The sequence below is a fragment of the Roseospira marina genome, from assembly GCF_014197855.1.
GTDB lineage: Bacteria > Pseudomonadota > Alphaproteobacteria > Rhodospirillales > Rhodospirillaceae > Rhodospira > Rhodospira marina.
Genome location: NZ_JACIGJ010000004.1, coordinates 283,988 through 305,438, shown reverse-complemented (window position 1 = coordinate 305,438; position 21,451 = coordinate 283,988). Strand labels below are relative to the sequence as shown.

Sequence of the window (21,451 nt, the reverse complement as noted above, 5' to 3'; positions counted from 1 at the left end):
TCATGGGCCACTTCGGTTTTCCAGTTGAGACGGTTGCGATCTTTTTCGGGGCTATCAGCCTTTCCGTCTTCATGGACCTTTTCGCGCACCGCAAGAACAAGGAGATCTCCGTCCTCGATGCCAGTCTTTGGTCGGTATTCTGGGTCGGGCTCGCCGTTGCTTTTTACGGCTACCTCTGGGTTCGCTTCGATAAGCAGTGGGCGGATCTGTATCTCGCCGGTGTCGCGTTGGAGAAATCGCTCTCCATCGACAACCTGATGGTTTTCATGGCGATTTTCGCGTCCTTCGGCATCCGGGGTGCGTTGCAACACAGGATCCTGTACTGGGGCATCATTGGAGCACTTGTGTTTCGGGCTCTCTTCGTGGCCGCGGGCACCGGTTTGTTCCAACTGACGCCTTGGGTCGGTTTCATATTCGCCGCGATCGTCGCCTGGTCGGGTTGGAAAATGCTGCGCGCGAGTGGCGATGATGAGGACATCGTCGACTACTCCGAGCATTGGTCGGTAAAAATGACCGAGAAAGTCATGCCGATCTTTCCGCGTCTCCACGCCGAACGGTTCTTTGTGACCAGGGCGATCGTCAAGGATCTGGCCGACGCCGACCCGACCATCCGCACGGCGAAGGACGCGGCGGTGTTCGCGACGCCCGCCTTCCTTTGCCTTATGGCGATCGAGACCTCGGATATCATGTTTGCGTTCGATTCCGTGCCGGCCGTGATTGCCGTGACCCAGGAACCTCTCCTGGTCTATGCGGCCATGATCTTCGCCGTTCTTGGCCTTCGGTCGCTGTACTTCGTGCTTGCCGCCTTGACCCGATATCTCGTCCACCTGGAGAAGGCGGTCATTGCCTTGCTCTTCTTCATCGCCTTCAAATTGACGGTGCAGTCCGGTGAGCACGTCTTTGGCTGGGATTTCCTGCACATCGACCCGAACGTGAGCCTTCTGGTCGTGCTTGGGACTCTGGCCGTGGGTGTGGTGGCGTCCTTCATCTGGCCCGAGAAGGAGGAGCCGGAGGGCGACGAGGAGACACAGCCGTCCGATCCGGCGCGGAAGAACGTCTCCTGATGCCGAAGGGGGCCGCCATCTTCGACTTCGACCGAACGTTGGTGCGGGAGGAAACGCTGGCAATGTTTCTCCGCACCGTTGTCGGCCAACGCACCTTTATCGCCGCATGCTGCGCGGCGGCGAGTGCGTCGGCCTACGTTCGCCAACGGCGGGTGGATGCTTTCCGGGCGGAACTCTTGCGCAGAACGCTGGCAGGCCGGACGGTCAGTCAGGCGAAAGACGCGGCCGAAAGGTTGTTCCCTCGGCTGCGTTGGATCGCCCAGACAACCGACGCCCTTGCCGGTCATCAGGACGCCGGGCGGCCGGTGCTCGTGGCGACGGGCAGCCTCTCCGTATACATGCCCACCCTGCTGGCCCTGAAGGGCATCGAGGTGGATGGGCTGTTGTCCACGGAGATGGAGGTCGACGCCGATGTCCTGACGGGACGGATGAAGACGCCGTCCTGCACCTGGGCTGAAAAGGCGCGCCGGGTGAAAGCCTGGCTCGCCGACAGCGAGGGCCCCGTGTGGGCCTATGGAAACCTGCCCCACGACGGGGCAATGCTTGCTCTGGCAGACCATCCAACGGTCTTGCCAACCTGAAAACGGAAACGGGAAGTACTATGGCCATTTCGTTGAACAAAGGCGGCAACGTCAGCCTTTCGAAGAGCGAACCCGGACTGAAGAAGATCATGATCGGTCTTGGCTGGGATGCTCGATCCACCGACGGCGCCGACTTCGACCTGGATGCCTCGGCGTTCATGTTGGGCGCCAATGGCAAAGTCCCGAACGACAACGCGTTCATCTTCTACAACAACCTGACATCCGCCGATGGGTCCGTCGAGCACACGGGCGACAACCTGACCGGCAGCGGCGACGGGGATGACGAGGCCATCAAGGTCAACCTCGACGGCGTTCCGGCCGACGTGCACGCCGTGGCCATCACGGTGACGATCCACGATGCGGAAGCCCGGCGGCAGAACTTCGGGCAAGTGAAGAACGCCTTCATCCGCATCGTGAATGACGAAACGGGCACGGAGATCGCTCGTTACGATCTGACGGAGGACTACTCGACCGAGACCGCGATGATCTTCGGCGAGATCTACCGTCACAACAACGAGTGGAAGTTCCGGGCGGTCGGTCAGGGATACGCGGGTGGCCTCGCCGCCATGTGCGCCCAATACGGCATCAACGTGGCCTGACCACGGCCACCCGTTCGGAGATAAAACCAATGCGCCGCCTGCCGGTTTACCTCGTGCTCGACATCTCGGGCTCCATGCACGGCGAACCGATTGAAGCCGTTCGCAACGGAATGCAGATGCTCGTCAGCACTCTGCGCACCGATCCCTACGCCTTGGAGACCGCTTTTCTGTCGGTGATCATCTTCGATGACAAGGCCCGGCAGGCGGTGCCCCTCACGGAATTGATGTCGTTCCAGCCGCCCACCATTGAGGCGGGATCGACGACGTCCCTGGGTGACGCGCTCAGGGTGACGAAAGAGTCCATCGAGCGGGAGGTCCGAAAGACCACCGCTGAGGAAAAGGGCGACTGGAAGCCGCTTGTCTTCCTCATGACCGACGGCCGGCCGACCGATGACTGGCAAAAAGGGCTGGATACGTTCCGGGAGGTGAGCACCGGAATGGTCATCGCCTGCGCCGCCGGCCCGCAGGCCGACACGACAGTCCTGAAGACGATCACCGAGGTGGTGGTGTCGCTTGATACCGCCGATTCCTCAACCATCGGCGCGTTCTTCAAATGGGTGTCGGCGTCGATCTCCACCAGTTCCAAGAAGGTGGATCTCACGAAAGCCGAGTCCACGGAACTCAGCGAGCTACCTCCGCCGCCTCCCCAGATCAGCCTGGTCTGATCCCGGGCGACCCACGACGAGATGTTTTGGTCCGACCGGCCGGTGTGTGCGCCGGCGCGGCGACACCGCAGATGGTCCTCGTCCTGACCGGTCAGGACGAGGACCGGCCACCATGGCCTGCGCGGCCTTGAGAAAAAGGGGAGAGACGCGTGAGAAGGCTCCCAGTCTACTTGCTGCTTGATACGTCCGGCTCCATGCGGGGCGAGCCGATCGAGGCCGTCAACACGGGCATTCGGGTCATGGTGAGCGCCCTGCGCCAGGACCCCCACGCCCTTGAGACGGTGTACGTCAGCATCATCACCTTCGATGCCGACGCCAAGGTCGTGGTGCCGCTGACGGCGCTGGACGAGCTTCAGGTCCCGGTGATCGACACACCCAAATCCGGCCCGACCCACCTTGGCCTCGCCCTGGAAACCCTGGGGGCCCGGATCCGCCAGGAAATCCGGCGGTCCACCGCTGAAGAGAAGGGCGACTGGGCTCCGTACCTGTTCGTGATGACGGACGGCAAGCCGTCGGACATCCAACTCTTCGAGCAGCAGTGCCCGAAGATGCGCTCCATCGGGTTCGCCAGCGTCATCGGATGCGTGGCCGGTCCGAAGGCCCGCAAGGAAGACCTTCAGCCGCTGTGCGATCATGTCGTGTCTCTGGACACCATGGACAGCGCTGGGTTCTCAGGCTTCTTCAAATGGGTGACCGCGGCCATTTCCGGCGGCAACAAGTCCGTGGGGGCGACCTCCACCGTGGCTCTGCCGCCGCCGCCGCCCGAAATTCAGGTCGTGTTCTAGAGCATATCCCGAGCGATCTGGAACGGATCGTGACGACGATGTGCTTTAATATCCATATTCTAGAGCATTTTGCGTGGTCCAAATGTCGCGCACACTGCTCTAAGGGGGCCGAAGATGCGTCGCCTGCCGATTTTCTTCCTCGTCGATGTCTCCGAATCGATGGTCGGGGACAACCTGTACAAGCTTGAGGAGGGCATCGCGGCCGTCGTGTCCACCCTTCGCAAGGACCCCTACGCGCTGGAAACGGCGTTTCTGTCGGTGATCGCGTTCGCGGGCAAGGCGCGGACGGTGATCCAACTGACCGAGCTGTTCGCCTTCCATCCCCCGGAGCTTCCCGTGGGCGGTGGGACCGCCCTGGGGGCGGCCCTGTCCCACCTGATGGACGAGATCGATCGCACGGTCGTCTCCACAACCCCGGACCGCAAGGGCGACTGGCGACCCGTCGTCTTCCTGCTGACGGACGGGCACCCGACGGACTCCGTCGGGGCCGCCGTGGACCGCTGGAACAGCGCCTATCGCACGCGGGTCAACTTGATCGCCGTGTCCATCGGCGGCGGGGCCGACCATGCCCTTCTGAAGCGGCTGACCGACGACGTGGTGGTGTTCAATGACACCGCGCCCGACGCGTTCTCCCGCTTTATCGCCTGGATCAGCCAGTCGATCCAGAGCCAGAGCCGAAGCGTCAGCGCGGGGCAGGACCGCAAGGTAACCCTGGCAAAGGCCGAACCGGGCGTGCTTGTGCCGGTCGAGTCCGCGGATGGAGCGACGCCCTTCGCGGGGGTGGACGACCGCTACGCTGTGTTCGTGGGCAAATGCGCCAAGAAAAAGCTCCCCTATGTGGTCAAGTACGAGCGGCACATGGGGCGGATCGAGACCACGGACCCCGTGCTGTCCGAGTTGCTCGAGACCCGCCGCTACACCCTCGATACCGCCATGCCGGTAAAAACCAGCTATTTCGATCTGTCCGAGGGCATCGGCAGCGGCCACGCCGTCAGTTCGGAAGACCTGATCGGCCAGCCGAACTGCCCCCATTGCGGGGCCCGGTTCGCCATGGCGGTGTGTCGGTGCGGGGGGATCCACTGTGTGGAGGGGGACGGCGAGGAGACCTGCCCGTGGTGTGGCAAGACCGGCATGTATCAGGCCGCGGACGATGGCGAAGGTTTTGACATCGGACGGGGGCGGGGATGACGGACGAGTTCAAGTTGACGCCGGCCATAAACGCAGCAACCCGTGCCTTCGCCGACGCGCTCGTAACGGAAAACGTGCCAGATCCGGGAGACGGGTTTCGAGGATTTTACGGTCTGCCGCCACATCTTCGAAGAATTCTGTTTGTTATTGATCGTTTCGAGAGAAATTTCAGAAAAACAAGCAAAGTGGCACAGCGCCCGACCTCCACCGATGAGCCGCAGGGCCCGCGCGAGTCACCACCCCCCCCGAGCCCGCCGGTGGACACGGCTGGAGCGGACGAGGCGGGGCCTCCCTCTGATAGGCCGTTCCCTGATCTGGCGCCCTCTGACCCGGCCGCACCCGAGCCGGAGCCCGCCTCCGAGCCGGAGCCCGAGGCCAAGCCGGAGCTTGACCCCTCGGCCTCCGATCCGGTTTCAGACCCGGATCCCGAACCGGCCCCGCCAAAGCGCGACGCCTCCGACCCACCTGCGAGGGTTCCCATGAGCGACGATGCACCGCAGACACGGCCGGAGGACGGGGCGGGCACGCCGACACCCAAGCCCGACTCATCCAAGCCCGACTCACCCAAGCCTGAGTCACCTAAGCCTGAGTCACCCAAGGCGGCGACGCCCCGTTCGCCTGTGGCCGATCCGCCCGACCGTTCGACCCTCGATACCCCCCAGCCGGGCGGGGTGCCCGCGATGCCGACGCGCGCAGCGTGCTCCGGGTCCGCGGGCGCGGCCCCCATCGAGACGGTCAAGAAAACGGTGTACCTGAAGAACGCCAGGACCAGCGAGGCCTATGAAGGGGCCATCCAGATCGACGGTCTCAAGGGCCTGAAGCTTGAAGACTCCGGCGGCTCGGGTCTGACCTTGGACGAGGGGTCCGGGCTTCTGAAGGGCACGCCCACGGCCAGCGGGGATTTCGTCCTCCGCCTGCAGGCGCTTCTGCACGGCAAACGGTGCGAGGTTGCGGCCCATCTGGCGGTGATCCCCGACCCCAAGTCGCTCTGGGTCTCAAAGGCCAGCGACCGCAACGACCCGTTCTGGAAAGAGGACGAGGCCTTCGAACGGACGGAGGGCGACCTGCTCTGCGTGGCGGCGAGCAAGCGGGGCCGCTCGCATGCCAAGGATGGCACATTCCGCGACGACCACTTCGGACTCCTGGCCACCGGCCCGGGAGGCTGGCACATCGCCGTGGTGGCGGATGGGGCCGGCAGCGCGACGTTCTCGCGGCGCGGCTCCAAGGTGGCCGTCGAGAGTGTCTTGAGTGGCCTGCCCAAACGGCTCGACAAGCACGTCACGCCGCATCTGGGAAAACTCGTGCACGCCCATAGGCAGGGCAACACCGACGCCACCGCGCAGATCAAGAGCCAGCTTTACCTCTCCCTGGCCGACGCCGCCTTTGACGCCGCCAAGGATCTCGAGGCTGAGGCGGCGGTCCGCAACGAAAAGGTCTCCGCATTTTCGACAACCCTGATCATCGGCGTCGTCCGCAAGGTCGAGGAAGGCTGGTTTATCGCCGGATTTTCCGTGGGCGACGGCGGGGCTGCGGTGTTCGACGTCCGCGATGGGTCCTTGACGCCTCTGACGTTGCCCGACAGCGGCGAGTTCGCGGGTCAGACCCGGTTCCTGCAAAAATCGGAGTTCTCCGGAGGCTTCGAAGAGGTCGCGAAGCGGCTTTTCTTTGACGTTCGGAAAGACTTCACCGCCGTGGCTCTGATGACGGACGGGATTTCGGACCCGAAGTTTCCCACCGACGCCGTTTTTGCGGACGGCGCAAAATGGATCGAGTTCTGGCGCGACGATCTGACGCGGTCTGTTGATTTCTCGCGCACGAACGAGGCCATGGATCGGCAGTTCCTTGAGTGGCTCGACTTCTGGTCGCCCGGTAACCATGACGACCGGACCCTTGCGGTCCTGGTGCCCTGAAGGAACAGGATATGACGATCATCACGCTCACGACTCAGGATGGGCAGCCGGTCCAGTACAAGGACGAGATCATCGGCCAGGGCGGCATGAAGGACGTCTACTTCAGCCCCGATCGCTCCTATGTCGTCGCTTTCTTCCGCGACCCACTGGATTACCAAGGAAAAGAGCGCCTGAAATCGATTGTCGGAAGCTACAGAGAAGGAATACTGGAAAGAGAGGGCGGAGAATACTGGAAGGATCTGTTCTGCTGGCCGACGGCAGTTGTCGAGCGGGATGGACGGATCGGCGTCGTCGTCCCGGTCTATAAGCCCCATTTCTTCTTCGCCCACGGCTCCGTCAACAACGACATGCTGGGAATCAAGGGCAAGGAAAAAGAAGGCAAGTGGTTTGCGAGTGCGTCAAACCGCGCGAAGTTCCTGGCCCCGGAGGAGAAAGGGACTTGGCTCAGCCATCTCCAAATCTGCCTGATGATCAGCCGTGCGGTCCGCCGTCTTCACGCGGCCGGCCTTGCCCACTCGGACCTGTCTTACAAGAATGTCCTGGTCGATCCGTCCTCGGGCCGTGCCTGCGTGATCGACATTGACGGTCTGGTTGTTCCGGGGAAGTTTCCGCCGGACGTCGTGGGCACACCGGACTTCATCGCTCCCGAAGTGATCGCCACCCAGCACCTCGAACGAACCGACGAGAACCGGAAACTTCCCTCCACGCTGACCGATAGGCATGCCCTGGCCGTCCTGATCTACATGTACCTGTTCTACCGCCACCCCCTGCGAGGCGGGAAGGTGCATGACATGGATGCGACCAAGGACGAAGAGCTGGCGATGGGCACGAAGGCCCTGTTTGTCGAGCACCCGACCGATGCCGGCAACAGAGTGAACGCTGACCAGCTCACCAAGGCGCAACTCCCCTGGGGCGATCCGTCCCGGATGCCCTACACCATCGCGGGGCCGCTGCTCGCGGACCTGTTCGAAAGAGCCTTTGTCACCGGTCTTCACGCCCCGCATGAGCGCCCAACCCCGTCCGAGTGGGAAAATGCCCTGGTCCGCACGATCGATATGATCCAGCCCTGCGCCAACGGGTGCGAGATGGGCTGGTATGTCTTCGATAACACGACCAAACCGAAATGCCCGTATTGCGGAACGCCATACAGGGGACAGTTGCCGGTCCTGAACCTCTACTCCAGCCGGCACAGCGGCACCTACATGCCGGACAACCATCGGGTCATGGTCTGGAACGGCCAGTCCCTATTCCCCTGGCACGTCAGCCGCGCCGTCTTTCCCAATGAACACCTGTCGGCCGCCCAGAAAAAGCGGGTGGGTTATTTCCAGCTCCATAATGGAGACTGGTATCTTGTGAATGAAGGGATGCCGCACATGCACGACGTCTCTGCTAAAAAAGACGTGCCAATCGGTGGGCACGTGAAGCTGACCGATGGAAGCCAGTTTCTGCTCTCCCGCGAAGAGGGCGGCAGACTGGTGCAGGTCCAGTTGGTCAATGGCTGATACCCCATTGGGGCAAAGGAGAAAGTGAACCAGATATGAAGTGGCTTCTTTCAGATAAGCGTGTGTACTTCTCCGTCTTCGGAGCGGTGGGCGGACTGGCAAGCGCCATGTTGTATGGCATCGTGGGCCTTCATAGCGCGCTTGCGTCGTGGGTTGTCGGAACCGGACTCGACGGCATGTGTATCGCCGGCCTGCTGGCGTTCGCCCAGACCCAGTATGTGGGTAAGGTTGCGGACTGGAAATCGGTTACCAAGGGCGTGGTGATCGGTGGGATCGGCGGAATGATCGGCGGTTACGTGGCGTTGACGGCCGGCTTTCCCATTGCCGAGCTCCTGGGCGGGCAGGCCGACGCGGGCCGGTTCCTGGGCTGGACGCTCGGGGGCCTGGCCGTCGGTTTCGCCGTTTCGTGGGTGATCCCCAATCTCAAGGTTGCGACCGCCTCCTTTGCCGGGGCCGTCGGCGGGTTCATTGGATGCGGCCTGATGTATCTGGTGTCCACGCTGGCAGCGGGTACGGCGACCACAGGGGCGGTGATCGGACTGGCCATTGCGCTTGCGGAGACCGCGTTCCGCCGGGCCTGGTTGGAGGTGACCATCCGGCCGAAAGGTATGAGCCTTGAAAAGGAACGCACAATCACAGTCACCCTGGGCAAGGATCCGGTGGTGTTCGGGTGCGCGGCCGACGCGGACGTGAACGTGGCCGAGATGGCCGGCGCCAAGGCTCACCTCGCCAAAGTTTCCCTGGTGAACGGGGCCGTCACCCTCGTCGACATGACCACCGAGACAACGAGAACCCTCGCGGTGGACGAAGGGTTCGACGTGTCCAACGCTCATGCCGTTGTCCGGTCCAGGCCGACCGAGATGCCGGCGTGACCCCGGCGTGACCTTTGGGCCGCCTTACGGTTCAGAGGGGGAGAACCCGGCCGCACCGTGGGCCTGATCTACGAGGTCCGGCCGGGCTCCCAATCCTCTGGGCGGCTGCGGGGCGGCCAGAGAGTCGTTCGTGCCACAACGGAATTGACCCCAGCCCCCAACGTTGGTCCAGCGGTCAGGAGAGTCCGCCGGGTTGGTGCCTGACCGTGGACCGAATCCGTTCGCTCTGCCTTCACCCCTGGCGCCCGCCGGTCATTTCGTGAACCCGGCAGGATCACAGGCCGCCTGAATGCCCGGAAACCCCATACATGGCGCCCTGTCCCGGCGGCAACAGGGGGTCAAATCCCCTTGGGGACGCCACACTTTTCCCAAGCGTGTCAAAGACATAAAAGCCGCCCTCGGGCGGCTTTTGTCGGTTCAGGGATCAAGAGTTTCAGGGGATCATGACCGGGCGCGGAGCGCGACACCGTTCGTCACGCTCGACGGACTCAGCACCCTGGGGCGTGCCGTAGCGCGGTAGGCAGGCGGGGCCTCGGACGCCGATCTTGGCGTCCGAGACTCCCGCCCGAGAGCCGATCACTCAGAACAAGACCCACCAGAGCGTTTAGCGCGACATCGGGATCACGCAAAATGCCCTAACGTACTGATGTTGAAGCAAATCGTCGTCGCGATCTGTTCCAGATCGCTCGGGATTTGCTCTCGCGAGCCCGTCTTGGGGTGACGTGCTCCATGCCGGTCCGTGAAAACGCCTCTTGGCCAACCGGTTCCCGCGTTTACCGCTCAACGCACATGGCGATGCCCATGCCGCCGCCGATGCACAGGGTGGCAAGCCCCTTCTTGGCGTCGCGCTTCTGCATCTCGTGCAGCAGGCTGACCAGGATGCGGGCGCCGGATGCCCCGATCGGGTGGCCCAGCGCAATGGCGCCGCCGTTGACGTTCACCTTGCTGGTATCCCAACCAAGCTCCTTGTTCACCGACAGGGCCTGGGCGGCGAAGGCCTCGTTGGCCTCGATCAGGTCGAGGTCTTCGTGGGTCCAGCCGGCCCGCTCCAGAGCCTTGCGGGTCGCCGGAATCGGCCCGGTGCCCATGATTTCCGGGTCGACGCCGGCCGTCGCCCAGGACACGATCCGCGCCAGCGGGGTGACCCCGCGCTTGGCCGCGTTCTCCTCGGTCATCAGCGCCACCACGGCGGCGCCGTCATTGATGCCGCTGGCATTGCCCGCAGTCACCGTGCCGTCCTTGTTGAAGGCCGGGCGCAGCTTGGCGAGCCCTTCCTTGGTCACACCTTCCTTCGGGTGCTCGTCGGTATCCACCACGATCTCGCCCTTTCGGGTCTTGATGACGTAGGGGATGATTTCGTCCTTAAACCGCCCGCTCTTGATGGCGGCCTCGGCCTTCTGCTGCGACCCGGCGGCGAACTCGTCCTGTTCCTCGCGGGTAATCTGCCAACGTTGCGCGATATTTTCGGCGGTCACGCCCATGTGGTAGCCGTGGAAGGCGTCGAACAGGCCGTCGCGCAGCATGCTGTCCTTCAGTTCCAGCGAGCCCATGCGAGTCCCGCCGCGCATATGCGCCATGTGCGGCGCCATGCTCATGCTTTCGTGGCCGCCCGCGAGGATGATGTCGCTGTCGCCCATCTTGATGGCCTGATAGCCCAGGGCGACGGTGCGCAACCCGGAGCCGCACAGCTGGTTGATGCCGTAGGCGGTTTTCTCGACCGGGATGCCCGCGTTCACGGCGGCCTGACGCGCCGGGTTCTGCCCGGTGTCCCCGGACAGGATCTGACCCAGGATGACTTCGGACACCTCCTCCGGGTCAACCTTCGCGCGCTTCATGACCTCCTGCAGAACGACTTTGCTGAGTTCGTGCGCGGGAACCGAGGACAGAGCGCCGTTGAAGGTTCCGACGGCCGTCCGAGCGGCTCCGGCAATCACGATGTCGGACATGATTTATCTCCCTGTTATTCCTCCCTGGTGGCGCGCGCCCCTGCGGTTCCCGTTCCCGCTGTCAAGATCGACTCAGCCAAGCCCCCTTCGCGTCGCACCGGGCCGCGACGGTTCCGGAGGGAGCCGCATCTGGATGGATCACGCTCGCCACTCTTGGAATCCGTTTATAATGAGACAAAGGCACTTCGAAAACCTCAGTTTGTGCCTAGGTCGTTGCACGACCGATTCGCAAGGCCCATCGCACCAGCGGATCGTGCACCCGCGCGACCGCCTGACGGCTGACAATCATACCGATATGGCCCAATGGCGGCTCGCGCAGGGTCGCGTTCGGCAGGGCCTGTCCGAGCGCCCGCGCCGAGGCCGCCGGCACGATGCGATCCCGCGCCGGCACCACGACGTAGGCCGGTCGGGTCATCGATTCGGGCTGGATCGGCTGCCCCGCGACCTGCCACTGGCCGCGGCCCGGAGCGTTGTCCGCGTACCAGCCCGCCAGCGTCTCCCGGGCGACTGCGGCGGCCAATGGCACGCCATCATTAAGCCAGTCCTCAACCGCGACGAAGTGCCGCGCGGCGGCTCCACGCGGCCTGAGCCGACCGAAGGTCTGGAATTTGCGGGCCAGTCCGGGCGGGTCGATCATGGCGAAGGCGGCCTGCAATACATCCACCGGAAGAGTATCCTGAGTCGCCAGCACTGATTCCACCCACGGGGCGTAGGCGCGGGCCAGCCGGCCCTGACGCGCCGGCTCACCGGCCGCGTGGAAGTCCCACGGGGTCGCAAGCAGCACCAACCCAGCCACGTCCGCCGGGCGCCGCACCGCCAGCGCGAGCGCCAGCAGCCCCCCCATGCAGTAGCCCAGCACCAGGGGCCGGCGCCCAGTGACCGCCACCACATGGTCGAACGCCGCCTCCAGTCGGTCCACGACATAGTCCGCGATGGCGAATCCGCGTTCGGCCGCGCCCGGCCGCCCCCACTCCACCAGGAAGGGTCGCAGCCCGCGCCACGCCAGATAGGGCGCGAAGCCGCGCCGCCGGGTCAGATTCAGGATGGTCCCCCGGTTGACCAGCGACGGCACCAGCAGGATGGGCGGCCCGACCTGCGCCCGCGCCCGGCGCGCCGAATCCTCGGGCATACTGGCGAAAGCGTGCAGGGTCGTGGATCCGCGCGCCCAGACCACCGACCCGTCGAGGTCCGCCCGGCCCTCCGCATGACCGCGGTACGCCGCGACCCCGTCCAGAAAGGCGCCAAACCGGCGGCGGGCCTCGGCATCAACAGCCGCCGCGAACGCGGCCGGATCGATGCCGGCCGCGCGCGCCTGCTCCAGCACGGCGGCGAGGGCCGCCCGGGTGTCGGGCTCAGCGGATGCCTTAGGGTTCGTTTCGGAATCGGGCGTTTCGGGGGGGGGCGTTTCGGGGGGATCCGCCCCCGCCGAGCCGCTCGACCAGAAGGGCCTCAAGAACGGCGACGCGCCGTTCCAGGCGCTCAACCCGAGCGGCCAGCTCATCGTCTGCAGGGTCTGCGTGGTCAGATGCACACTCAGGGGACGCGGCCCCTGACGCGGGGCTGGCGCTTTGGGTGGCGCTTCTGGGGGCGGGCGCGGCGGAGGGATCGTCATGCGCGGGCTCGTTCGAGACGGGATCGTCCGGCGTGTCCCCGGTCGCGGTTGGGCCCGCGTCCCCCGGCGCTCCGGCCACCCCCTGGACCATAACGGAAAACGCGCGAGAAAGCGCCTCCGACACCTCCGGGTCACGCGCCATCGCCCCCAGATGATCCTGCCATAGGTCGAGGTAACGGCGGGCCAGCGTCTCCAGATCGGGCGTGTCGGTCATGGACGGCACTATACCGACACGGTCGCGGTCCTGTCACCCGCCCCCTTGTCCGCTCCCTCACGTGCCCCGGGCGCCCCCGCGTCGACCGACCCAGCGCCGACCGACCTCGCGCCGACCGACCCCGCGCACAGGAATTGACGGTGTCCGCGCACCCCCCAGGGCCTGCTCGCGAGCGCACAATCCTGTTGCAATGCCACGCCCGAACCCGGACACTTGCAAAAAAGAGGTGATTGGCAGCGGTACCAATCTCAGGGTTGGCTGTGGCGAGCAGGTCACTCTTTGCTGCGCAAAGACAGCCGCGCCAGAACAGGGGCCAGAACAGGGGATCGTTGGGGCATGACGGACAAGCCGGCCGCCGGCCGAGGAAAGCGTGGTGGTGACGGACCCGTCATCATCAAGAAATACGCCAATCGACGGCTCTACAACACGGCCACCAGCAGCTACGTGACGCTCGATCTGCTCAGTCAGATGGTGAAGGAGCAGGTTGATTTCGTCGTCTACGACGCCAAGACGGGCGAGGACATCACCCGGTCCGTGCTGACGCAGATCATCGTCGAAGAGGAAGGCAAGAACGGCCAGAACATGCTGCCGATCAGCTTCCTGCGCAACGTCATCAGCTTTTACGGTGACTCCCTGGGCGGGGTCGTGCCGCAATACCTGGAACATTCCATGCAGGCGTTCGCCCGCAATCAGGAGCAGATGCGTCAGGTGATGCAGAACGCGCTGGACGGGCTGTTCCCGATGCAGAATGTAGAAGAACTGAACAAGCAGAACATGGCGTTTTTCGAAAGCGCGATGAAAATGTTCTCGCCGTTCGACGGCCCCAATATGATGCCGGGCTTCCCCGGCGCCACCACCGCCCCCAGCGGTCCGGCCGGCCAGAGTGGTCGGACCCGCGCCGAGACGCCCGCGTCCACGCAAGCCAGCGACGACGTCCAGGCGATGAAGGCCCAGATGGTGGAAATGCAGCGCAAGCTCGACCGTCTGATGGCCGATGCCGACGCCAAGGATAAGGAGGGAGCCAAACCCGGAACCGATGGCGCCGAGTCCGGCTCGAGCGCGTCCGGCCCCCAAAAGGCCTGACCTGAAAAATCGGATCCGAAACGACTGAAGCCCCGAAAAGACCGACGCAAAGAACCGATTCCCGTCGGGCCGTACCGTCCACCGGCCTGCGGGCACGCGAAAGGTGATGCCTCTGGGCCGGCGCGGCGTTGCACGCGGGGCCCTTGATCATCCGCCCTCCATGCCAACGTGAGATGAGAGAGGGTCTACGCTGAAGAGTGGCGCGGACCCGGTCTCCACCCGGGCACGAGGGACCAAGGCCATGACGGTGCCCCCTACCTCCGCACGGACCACCCTGACGTCGGCTCTCGTCTCCGCCGCCATCGGTCTGGCGCTGATCTGGGTGTTCGACCGCCTGACGGACGGCTTCGCCATCGGCGCCGGAGCCCCGATGTCGGGCCACGGCTACGCGGCGATCCTACTGGCGGTCCTGCTCACACTCGGGCTGACCGTGGTGCTGGGCAGCCTGATGCTGTTCAGCCACCGGACCGGCGTGGATGCGGCGGTGGACCACACCCGGCACGACCTTGGTGCCGACGGAGGCGTGGACTGGAGCCGCGCCGGCGACGGACCCTCCTTGTGGGGGTAACGGCGACGGCCCGGGCCGAACGGCACCCCACGAACCGGCGCTCCCCTACAGGTACCAGGCATATTCATGCGGCGCGATAACGGCCTGGAATTTCTCCATCTCGATCCACTTCGTGGCCTTGTAGAGGTCGACGTATTCGGCGCCGAGATACTCCCGCAGGATGGACCCGGCCCCGAACTCCTCCAGGGCGCGCCTCCATGTCCAGGGCAGAGCCCGATCCACCGTCTCGCAGGCGTTCCCCATGAACGCTGCCCCTGGCTCAAGCCGCTGGGCCACGCCGTGATGGGCGGCGGCCAGAATCGCCGCCAGCACGAGATAGGGATTGGCGTCCGCCCCCGGCACCCGATGCTCGATCCGGCGCGCGTTTCCGCCCGAAGCCGGCACCCGGAACGCCACCGATCGGTTGTTGTAGCCCCAGGAGGCGTTGACCGGCACATACCGGTTGGGCGCGAACCGACGGTAGGCGTTGGCGTGCGGGGCGAAAATCGCCATGCTCTCGGCCATCGCGGCCTGCATGCCGGCGATGGCATGACGCAGCAGGTCGGAGCCCTGCGCCCCCCCGTCGTCGAACAGGTTCCGGCCGGCCTCGTCGGTCAGGCTCAGGTGAATGTGCATGCCGTTGCCGGCCTGATCCGGGTAAGGCTTCGACATGAACGTGGCCTCGAACCCGTGCCGTTCCGCGACCCACTCGACGACACGGCGCAACAGGAGGGCATGGTCGGCGGCGCGCAGCGGATCGCCCACATGCTTCAAATTGATTTCGAACTGGCCGGGTGCGAACTCCGAACTGGCCGTGAACGCCGGCACGCCCTGCGCCAGACAGGCGCGCTCCACCGCGCGCAGAAAGACCTGGAAGTCGTCCAGGTCGGCCATGCCGTACACCTGGGTGCGCGTGTCGCGCCGGCCGGTCACGGGGGAGATGGGCGGCTGCGGCGCCTTGCCCGGCCCCCGCTCCGGATCGATCAGAAAGAACTCCAGTTCCACGGCGATGGTCGCCGCCAGGCCGTCGGCCCTTAAGCGGCGCGCCACCCGGTCCAGGATGTGGCGCGGGTCCACCATCGCCGGCTCGCCCTGCTGGGTCATCAGCGTCAGCATGACCTGGGCGCTGGGAACGTCACCCCAGGGAATCGGGCAGAGCGTGCCAGGAATCGGCACCGCGATACAGTCCGGGTCGCCATCGGAGAACCCGCGCCCGAGCGGATCGTTACAGTCCCCCGTCACGTCCAGCAGGGCGATGGACTCCGGGATCTGCATGCCCTCGGCAAACAGCGTCTCGGCATCCCCGATGGGATACCGCTTGCCACGAACCACACAACACAGGTCGAAGAACAGCCCGTCCACATACGCGATATCGGGATGACCGGCGACGAACGCCTCGAACTCGGACGACATGAAGGAACAATCCTTGAAAGACCTGCGCAAGCCCCGATGCAACAGTCCTCCCGGCACCCGATCCTGTCAATTGTCTGTCATTCCCTCACGGCAGCCGTTGGCATCCGGGGGCTCCCGTTGCTAGGATTGGCGCGGCATGGGGGGCCGTCCAATCCGGACGGTGCGACACCCTCCATGATGCCAGCACCATCGTGGCCGGATGCAACGAAGGAGACACGCCCTCATGGGATCTCGCATGGGACTTCGCCTGGGACTTCGGCCCCTCGCGGCCCTGCCCGCCGCGCTCCTGCTGGCCGGTGGGCTCCTGGCCCTGGGGCCGATCACGCCGGCGCACGCCGCCGGGGCCGACGCAGCGGCCGATGGCTCGGGAGACTCGGTTGCCGCCGGGACCGTTGTGAAGCTGGGCAACTGGCGCATCCATCATATCGAAGAGCTTCGGCTCGGGCAGCCGACCCTTGATCCGAACACGGGGGCGATCTACCACCCGGTGGCCATCACCGGCACATCGATTTCGTTCTACGTGATCGGCGCCGGGGAGCAGGAGCTTTGGGAAGTTCCCATTATCTGGGCCGGCAAGCAGCCGACCGGAAACCGGTTCCACCGGTTGGATTACTTTGGCATCCTGGAAGAATCCGGCAGTCTTTACATCTACAGTCGTGAAACCGAATAAAGCGGCCTCCCCCGCGTCCTCCTCGCTCCGCTCCGGCGTTCGTCGGGTCATGGCCCTCGTCGGCGCGGGGGTGGTGTTCACCCTGATCCTCGGGGCGGCCGTCGCGGGGTGGCGGGCCGTCGCACCGGTCCACGACTCCGGTGGCGTGCCGACGATCGATTCCGCACGCTCCCTCACCATTGCCATCCAGGACGGAACCCTGCCCTTGTCCGGAATCGACGCCAGCGGGCGCCCGGCCGGCGTTCACGTGGCGGTCGCGCGCGCGGTCTGCGAACGGCTGGCCGTCACCTGCGCCTTCGCGCTCACCCCGACCGGACGCCTGATCGAGAGCCTGGATTCCGGCGCCGTCGACATGGTGGCGGCCGATCTGGTCGCGACACCGGACCGCGCCGCGCGGGTGCGGTTCCTGACCCCGCATGCCCGCACGGCGTCGCTGCTTGTCGGGCGGGCGGACTCCTGGCCCGCCACCGTCGTGAAGGCCCCGGTCCGCTTGCCGGACCCGGAGGCCCTGGCCAGCCGCGTGCTGGTGAGTGCCTCGGGAACCGATCAGGCCCGCGCCCTGGCGGTGGCCGCCCCGCCGACCGCGACCCTCGTCCTGTCCCGAACCGCGCATGAGGCCGTCGCGGCCCTGCACCGGGGCGACGCCGACGCCGCCCTTCTGCCGCTGGCCTTGGCGCTGGACGCCCTCGCGCAACCCGAAGGCGCCGATCTCGTAGCCCTTGGACCGCCTTGGACTCGGCGGCCGGCCGGCGGCCCGGTCGCGCTCGCGGTGGCAACGGGCGACGAGGGCCTCGCCAGAGCCACCGAAGCCGCCCTCCGTGCCCTGTTGCGGGACGGCACCCTGCGCCGGCTGACGCACGCCAACGCCGATCCGACGGCCACCCTCGTGCCGTCCGACGTACCACCTCCCGGAGCCTTACCGGTGCCCACCCCCGCCACGGGGCCCCAGCCATGACCTGGACCGGCCCCGAGTCCTCCGAACCCGAGACGGCCGCCCCCCCGCGCCGCCGGCCACGGCCCCGACCCGCGCTCGCCGTTCTCACACTGGCGTTGATCGTCGCGGCGTTGCTGGCCGGGCCCACCACGTTGACCGTGTGGCGGATCGATGAGGCCCGACAGAACCCAACGCGGATGCAAACGGCCCACGACACCGCCCGGCAGGACGCAGAGATCGCTCGGGCGGTCGAAGGTCTGCGCGGTCTGCTGCGCCAGATTCGGGTCGCGCCGCCGGGCGCGGCCGGGACCGAAGCCCGGCGGGTTGCTCTGTCCCGCCTGCGCGTGCTGGCCAGCGACCCGATGTGGCGCGCGGACCTTCCGCCGGCCTTCGGCGCGGCGCTGGATGACGCCGTAGCGGTCGCGGGGCGTCTGTCCGATCAGGCGGCGGCGCAACGCCCGTGGGCCGCCGAGATCGCGAGCGCCCTTGCTCAACTGGCGCCATTCACGGCGGGCGACGGGCCCCGCGCCAAGGCCCTGACCGCCCTGCACGACGTCCTGGCCGAGGCGGCCGAGGCCAATGCCGCCGCCCTCCCGCTGCTCGCCGCCGAGGCACACCGCCATGCGGCCCACGCCATCGCCGCGCCCCCCTCGACAACGGTGGTCCGGGGTGACCCGTTTGCCGTGCACCGCGCCATAGAAGCGGCGTTGGACATCCCCGCGGCCCGACGCGCCGCCCTCGCCGACCGCGCAGCCCGCGCCACGCTCTGGCAGACGGGCGACTCGGACCTCGCCGAGGCCAGTGATCTGGCCATGACCCACGCGGCGCGCGTGCTGGAGACCTCCCGCGACGCTCTCGGCGGCACCATGACACGGCTCACCGCCGCGCTGGTCTCGCTCGGGCTGGCGGCCCTGGCCGCCGGCTTGGTGGTCGCATGGCGCGCCGTCGTCGGGCATGCCCTCCCACTGGGGCGTCTGGCCCGGCGCGGAATCGCGCTGGGCTACGACCCGCGCCGCTCGGGCACCGGCATCGACGCGGCCTGGGACAGTCTGGAACGGCTGGTGGGCGCCATGGAAGACAGCGCCGCCGTCGCCCAGTCGGCGCGCGACGCGGAAAGCAACGCCCGACGCGACGCCACGACCCTGTCGGCCGCCCTGCTGGGCGCCGCACCCGAGGCGGCCGTGGGCCGCAACCTCACCGGGGTCGCCCGCACGCTCAACACGACGTTGGATGCCGTGCGATCCCAGGCCACCCTGGCGCTGACGGAATCGCGCCTGCTGGCCACGGCGGCCGGCGGACGACGGGCAGATGTCTCCTCGGAACGCGCGGCCCTCGCCGCCCATCTGGTCGGGGAGGCCTGCACAACCCTAAGCGCGCGGGTCGACGAAGCGGCCCATCTCGTCTCGGCGCTGCGCCTTCTGTCGGCGCCCGTCGCCGAGGGGCCGACCCGGGCCCCGGTGGCCCTGGAGCGGATCCTGCGCGAGACCGTCTCAGTCCTCGGTCCCCGGCTCGCCAGCCGGAACATCGGACTGGACCTGCAATGCCCGTCCAACGCGACCATAGAGGCACCGCCCGGCATCCTGACGGCCGTCCTGTGCTATGTCGTCGAGGCGGCCATGCTGCGCGCCGAGGACCCGCCGCGCGAGAAGGAGGGCCGCGGGAACGGCCTGTCCGGCATCGTGATGGGGGTGGTGCTCGGCAGCGACGCCCGGGCACGCCTGACCATTGACGACGACGGCCCCGCCCCCTCGCCCGAAACCTGGGCCTTGGTGCAGCGGACGCGCGGGACCGACGCGACCGAACCGGGGGAATGGCAGGGGATTCACCGGAATCCCGAACGGCTGGCCCATGCCCTGCGCCGCGCCCCCGATGCGGCGGCCCTGCTGCTGGCGGATGGCCTGGCCCGGGTCGCGCTGGGCGCTCCGCTGGAGATTCAGGAGGGACCGGGCCGGGGCACCCGCGTGGAGTTGTCGCTGCCCTTGCAGGCTGCGGGGGATGACCGCGACCCCTCCAACGGCCCGTCGGGCCGCTCGGATCCCGATGGCCCCGGCGGCGATCCCGACCTGCCCCTGCTGCGCGCGGGCATCACTCGAGGATAACGCGCGTCTCCAGAGCGGTCGGGTGATCCAGGTTGATCATCGGGCCGTTGGTCGGATACAGCCAGCCGCGCACCTGGACGTACTGATCCGTCAGGTCGAGCAGATCGGCGGTGCGGAATCCAGCCGCCGACGGCCGGTCCACCCGGACGGTGAAGTCCCGCCGCCAGTCCGCGCCGAAGTTCAGATACACCCGCGACCGGACCTTTGCAGCGGCCCGCACCGTGCCGCGCACGATCTGGAATGTGCCGATCCAGGGCCATGTCGCATCGGGAGCGCGCGGCTGGTAGAGCGGGTCCCGCCACAGGCCCCGCCTATGGCGCCGGGCCACGGCCTCCAGCCGCAGCAGGCGGGCCGCGCCCGCCTCCACGCCCGGCATGGTCTCCACCCGTGCAAGACCGGCCGCGATCAGCGCAGCCTGAAGCCAAACGGGCCTATCCTGGCCCACCACCACCTGCGCCAGCACCCGGCCATAGCGGTCCCGGTCCAGGCGCGGCGTCCAGGGGACGACGGACCATCCAACCGCCCAGGCCCGCAGCGCGTCCCGCGCGGCCGCCGCCAGGGCGGTCAGGCGCGCGGCCTCCTCCGGTCCGGTGTCCTGGGGCAGATCGGCGGCACAGGGCAGGTGCAGTGCCGCGAGCCGGATTCGGCGTCCGTCCTCCAGCACCAGCTCGCCCGCGTCGGTCACCGCCCGAACGACGCCCACGGGTGCTGCGGACAGCCCGGCGGCCGGCCCGCGTCGTTCCGGCGTCGCCCGAACCGGCGTGGTGCCCCCCATGGCGCCGGCCAGGAGCGCCAGCGCCCCGCCGACCGCAATACGACGCGCGAGCACCGGACCCGCCCGGCTTGACGCGCTCGGGCTCGTCGCCATGTACCCATTAGACGCGCACACCTTGGACGCACTCCAAACATTACACACGCGACTCGATGCCACCGACACGGACCATACCGTGTCCAGGGAGAGACCACGATGCTCGATGATGCCCAAATCGGCCGCCGCACCGTTATGAAGGGGTTGGCCGGCGCCTCGTTCGCGGCCGTGCTCGCCGACCCCGTTCTGGCCCGCGCCGCCGCCGAGGAAACCGAAGCGGTCTCGCTCACCCTTGGGTCGGACAAGACCGTGCAGGCGGCTCTGGCCCTGCCGGAAACTCTTCCAGCGCCCACTGTGCTGCTGATCCATGAGTGGTGGGGCCTGAACGACCAGATCAAGGCCACCGCGCGCGCATACGCCGCCAACGGCTATGTCGCGCTGGCCATCGACCTGATGGGCGGGTCCGTCGCCACCACGCCGGATGCCGCCCAAACCCAAATGGCGAACGTGGACGCGGACGAAGCGACCGAAACCTGCACGGCGTGGATGGCGTGGCTGCGGAACCACGAGGCCTCGAACGGCACGCTGGGCACCGTCGGCTGGTGCTTCGGCGGCGGCTGGTCGCTGAATGCCTCGCTCGCGGCCCCGTCCGACGCCACGGTGATTTATTACGGGCGCCTCGTGCAGGAGGCCGAACCGCTGAAAGCGCTGAAGGGGCCGGTGCTGGGTCACTTCGCCACGCGGGACGGCTACATTAACGCCGACATGGTGGGCGGGTTCGAGCGCGCCATGGCCGAGGCCGGCAAGGCGGACAGCCTGACGGTGCACTGGTACGACGCCGACCACGCCTTCGCCAACCCGTCGGGCTCGCGCTACGACGAGGAGGACGCCAAGCTGTCCTGGGCCCGTACGATGGCGTTCTTCGCCCAACACCTGAAGGGGTAAGCCCCACCGCCCGG

The 21,451-nt window shown here is 66.8% G+C and carries 19 protein-coding genes; 15 read left to right on the top strand and 4 right to left on the bottom strand.

Features of this window, described 5'->3' with window-relative positions:
* Positions 1-2: 2 nt before the first annotated feature.
* From GGD82_RS07705 to GGD82_RS07665, 9 genes are all read left to right on the top strand, one after another.
* Positions 3-1,064, top strand: a complete 1,062-nt coding sequence (locus GGD82_RS07705; RefSeq protein ID WP_150062188.1) for a TerC/Alx family metal homeostasis membrane protein — start codon at positions 3-5, stop codon at positions 1,062-1,064.
* The gene (locus GGD82_RS07700) at positions 1,064-1,645 is read left to right on the top strand and encodes an HAD family hydrolase (RefSeq protein ID WP_150062187.1); all 582 of its coding nucleotides are present in this window, start codon (positions 1,064-1,066) and stop codon (positions 1,643-1,645) included. The genes GGD82_RS07705 and GGD82_RS07700 overlap by 1 nt, the downstream gene beginning before the upstream one ends.
* Positions 1,646-1,665: 20 nt before the next feature.
* Entirely contained in the window at positions 1,666-2,244 is a 579-nt protein-coding gene (locus GGD82_RS07695; protein WP_150062186.1) for a TerD family protein, read from the top strand.
* 29 nt (positions 2,245-2,273) lie between these two features.
* On the top strand, positions 2,274-2,909 hold the full coding sequence (locus GGD82_RS07690; protein WP_150062185.1) for a vWA domain-containing protein: 636 nt from the start codon (positions 2,274-2,276) through the stop codon (positions 2,907-2,909).
* A 149-nt stretch (positions 2,910-3,058) separates the two neighbouring features.
* Complete coding sequence (locus GGD82_RS07685; RefSeq protein ID WP_150062184.1) at positions 3,059-3,694, top strand: vWA domain-containing protein; 636 nt, start codon at positions 3,059-3,061, stop codon at positions 3,692-3,694.
* A gap of 114 nt (positions 3,695-3,808) precedes the next feature.
* Positions 3,809-4,882 carry a TerY-C metal binding domain-containing protein gene (locus tag GGD82_RS07680; RefSeq protein WP_150062183.1) on the top strand — a complete coding sequence of 358 codons (1,074 nt, stop codon included), beginning with the start codon at positions 3,809-3,811 and terminating at the stop codon, positions 4,880-4,882.
* A gap of 680 nt (positions 4,883-5,562) precedes the next feature.
* On the top strand, positions 5,563-6,792 hold the full coding sequence (locus tag GGD82_RS07675; RefSeq protein ID WP_170284262.1) for a PP2C family serine/threonine-protein phosphatase: 1,230 nt from the start codon (positions 5,563-5,565) through the stop codon (positions 6,790-6,792).
* Between the two features lie 11 nt (positions 6,793-6,803).
* The gene (locus GGD82_RS07670; RefSeq protein WP_150062181.1) at positions 6,804-8,294 is read left to right on the top strand and encodes a helix-hairpin-helix domain-containing protein; all 1,491 of its coding nucleotides are present in this window, start codon (positions 6,804-6,806) and stop codon (positions 8,292-8,294) included.
* A 35-nt stretch (positions 8,295-8,329) separates the two neighbouring features.
* Positions 8,330-9,166 carry a hypothetical protein gene (locus GGD82_RS07665; RefSeq protein WP_150062180.1) on the top strand — a complete coding sequence of 279 codons (837 nt, stop codon included), beginning with the start codon at positions 8,330-8,332 and terminating at the stop codon, positions 9,164-9,166.
* A 773-nt stretch (positions 9,167-9,939) separates the two neighbouring features.
* Here the strand turns inward: GGD82_RS07665 and GGD82_RS07660 are convergent.
* Both GGD82_RS07660 and GGD82_RS07655 read right to left on the bottom strand, forming a co-directional pair.
* Positions 9,940-11,112, bottom strand: coding sequence for an acetyl-CoA C-acetyltransferase (locus GGD82_RS07660; protein ID WP_150062179.1), 1,173 nt, complete (start codon positions 11,110-11,112; stop codon positions 9,940-9,942).
* 205 nt (positions 11,113-11,317) lie between these two features.
* Positions 11,318-12,724, bottom strand: coding sequence for an alpha/beta fold hydrolase (locus tag GGD82_RS07655; protein ID WP_150062178.1), 1,407 nt, complete (start codon positions 12,722-12,724; stop codon positions 11,318-11,320).
* Positions 12,725-13,274: 550 nt separating this feature from the next.
* Between GGD82_RS07655 and phaR the strand changes: the two genes are divergently transcribed.
* On the top strand, positions 13,275-14,021 hold the full coding sequence (phaR, locus tag GGD82_RS07650; RefSeq protein WP_150062177.1) for a polyhydroxyalkanoate synthesis repressor PhaR: 747 nt from the start codon (positions 13,275-13,277) through the stop codon (positions 14,019-14,021).
* Positions 14,022-14,262: 241 nt separating this feature from the next.
* The gene (locus GGD82_RS07645; protein WP_150062176.1) at positions 14,263-14,589 is read left to right on the top strand and encodes a hypothetical protein; all 327 of its coding nucleotides are present in this window, start codon (positions 14,263-14,265) and stop codon (positions 14,587-14,589) included.
* 45 nt (positions 14,590-14,634) lie between these two features.
* Here GGD82_RS07645 and GGD82_RS07640 read toward each other — a convergent pair whose 3' ends face one another.
* Positions 14,635-15,981, bottom strand: coding sequence for a glutamine synthetase family protein (locus GGD82_RS07640; RefSeq protein ID WP_150062175.1), 1,347 nt, complete (start codon positions 15,979-15,981; stop codon positions 14,635-14,637).
* Between the two features lie 223 nt (positions 15,982-16,204).
* Here GGD82_RS07640 and GGD82_RS07635 point away from each other — a divergent pair, with 223 nt between their 5' ends.
* The 3 genes from GGD82_RS07635 to GGD82_RS07625 are packed head-to-tail and all read left to right on the top strand — an operon-like array spanning position 16,205 to position 19,684.
* The gene (locus GGD82_RS07635; RefSeq protein WP_184013249.1) at positions 16,205-16,651 is read left to right on the top strand and encodes a hypothetical protein; all 447 of its coding nucleotides are present in this window, start codon (positions 16,205-16,207) and stop codon (positions 16,649-16,651) included.
* A gap of 49 nt (positions 16,652-16,700) precedes the next feature.
* The gene (locus GGD82_RS07630) at positions 16,701-17,606 is read left to right on the top strand and encodes a substrate-binding periplasmic protein (RefSeq protein ID WP_150062173.1); all 906 of its coding nucleotides are present in this window, start codon (positions 16,701-16,703) and stop codon (positions 17,604-17,606) included.
* Complete coding sequence (locus GGD82_RS07625) at positions 17,603-19,684, top strand: sensor histidine kinase (protein WP_150062172.1); 2,082 nt, start codon at positions 17,603-17,605, stop codon at positions 19,682-19,684. Before GGD82_RS07630 ends, GGD82_RS07625 begins: the two co-directional genes overlap by 4 nt.
* On the opposite strand, the gene GGD82_RS07620 is transcribed toward GGD82_RS07625, so the two are convergent.
* Complete coding sequence (locus GGD82_RS07620; protein ID WP_150062171.1) at positions 19,671-20,552, bottom strand: thermonuclease family protein; 882 nt, start codon at positions 20,550-20,552, stop codon at positions 19,671-19,673. The genes GGD82_RS07625 and GGD82_RS07620 overlap by 14 nt on opposite strands.
* A 99-nt stretch (positions 20,553-20,651) precedes the next feature.
* On the opposite strand from GGD82_RS07620, the gene GGD82_RS07615 reads away from it, so the two are divergent.
* Positions 20,652-21,437, top strand: coding sequence for a dienelactone hydrolase family protein (locus GGD82_RS07615; protein ID WP_150062170.1), 786 nt, complete (start codon positions 20,652-20,654; stop codon positions 21,435-21,437).
* Positions 21,438-21,451: the final 14 nt, after the last annotated feature.

Excerpts from the sequence above, each read along its gene's own strand:
- GGD82_RS07705 (WP_150062188.1), top strand. The coding sequence starts at position 3 with ATGGGCCACTTCGGTTTTCCAGTTGAGACGGTTGCGATCTTTTTCGGG.
- GGD82_RS07700 (WP_150062187.1), top strand. The coding sequence starts at position 1,064 with ATGCCGAAGGGGGCCGCCATCTTCGACTTCGACCGAACGTTGGTGCGG.
- GGD82_RS07695 (WP_150062186.1), top strand. The coding sequence starts at position 1,666 with ATGGCCATTTCGTTGAACAAAGGCGGCAACGTCAGCCTTTCGAAGAGC.
- GGD82_RS07690 (WP_150062185.1), top strand. The coding sequence starts at position 2,274 with ATGCGCCGCCTGCCGGTTTACCTCGTGCTCGACATCTCGGGCTCCATG.
- GGD82_RS07680 (WP_150062183.1), top strand. The coding sequence starts at position 3,809 with ATGCGTCGCCTGCCGATTTTCTTCCTCGTCGATGTCTCCGAATCGATG.
- GGD82_RS07675 (WP_170284262.1), top strand. The coding sequence starts at position 5,563 with ATGCCGACGCGCGCAGCGTGCTCCGGGTCCGCGGGCGCGGCCCCCATC.
- GGD82_RS07670 (WP_150062181.1), top strand. The coding sequence starts at position 6,804 with ATGACGATCATCACGCTCACGACTCAGGATGGGCAGCCGGTCCAGTAC.
- GGD82_RS07665 (WP_150062180.1), top strand. The coding sequence starts at position 8,330 with ATGAAGTGGCTTCTTTCAGATAAGCGTGTGTACTTCTCCGTCTTCGGA.
- GGD82_RS07660 (WP_150062179.1), bottom strand. The coding sequence starts at position 11,112 with ATGTCCGACATCGTGATTGCCGGAGCCGCTCGGACGGCCGTCGGAACC.
- GGD82_RS07655 (WP_150062178.1), bottom strand. The coding sequence starts at position 12,724 with ATGACGATCCCTCCGCCGCGCCCGCCCCCAGAAGCGCCACCCAAAGCG.
- phaR (WP_150062177.1), top strand. The coding sequence starts at position 13,275 with ATGACGGACAAGCCGGCCGCCGGCCGAGGAAAGCGTGGTGGTGACGGA.
- GGD82_RS07645 (WP_150062176.1), top strand. The coding sequence starts at position 14,263 with ATGACGGTGCCCCCTACCTCCGCACGGACCACCCTGACGTCGGCTCTC.
- GGD82_RS07640 (WP_150062175.1), bottom strand. The coding sequence starts at position 15,981 with ATGTCGTCCGAGTTCGAGGCGTTCGTCGCCGGTCATCCCGATATCGCG.
- GGD82_RS07635 (WP_184013249.1), top strand. The coding sequence starts at position 16,205 with ATGGGATCTCGCATGGGACTTCGCCTGGGACTTCGGCCCCTCGCGGCC.
- GGD82_RS07630 (WP_150062173.1), top strand. The coding sequence starts at position 16,701 with ATGGCCCTCGTCGGCGCGGGGGTGGTGTTCACCCTGATCCTCGGGGCG.
- GGD82_RS07625 (WP_150062172.1), top strand. The coding sequence starts at position 17,603 with ATGACCTGGACCGGCCCCGAGTCCTCCGAACCCGAGACGGCCGCCCCC.
- GGD82_RS07620 (WP_150062171.1), bottom strand. The coding sequence starts at position 20,552 with ATGGCGACGAGCCCGAGCGCGTCAAGCCGGGCGGGTCCGGTGCTCGCG.
- GGD82_RS07615 (WP_150062170.1), top strand. The coding sequence starts at position 20,652 with ATGCTCGATGATGCCCAAATCGGCCGCCGCACCGTTATGAAGGGGTTG.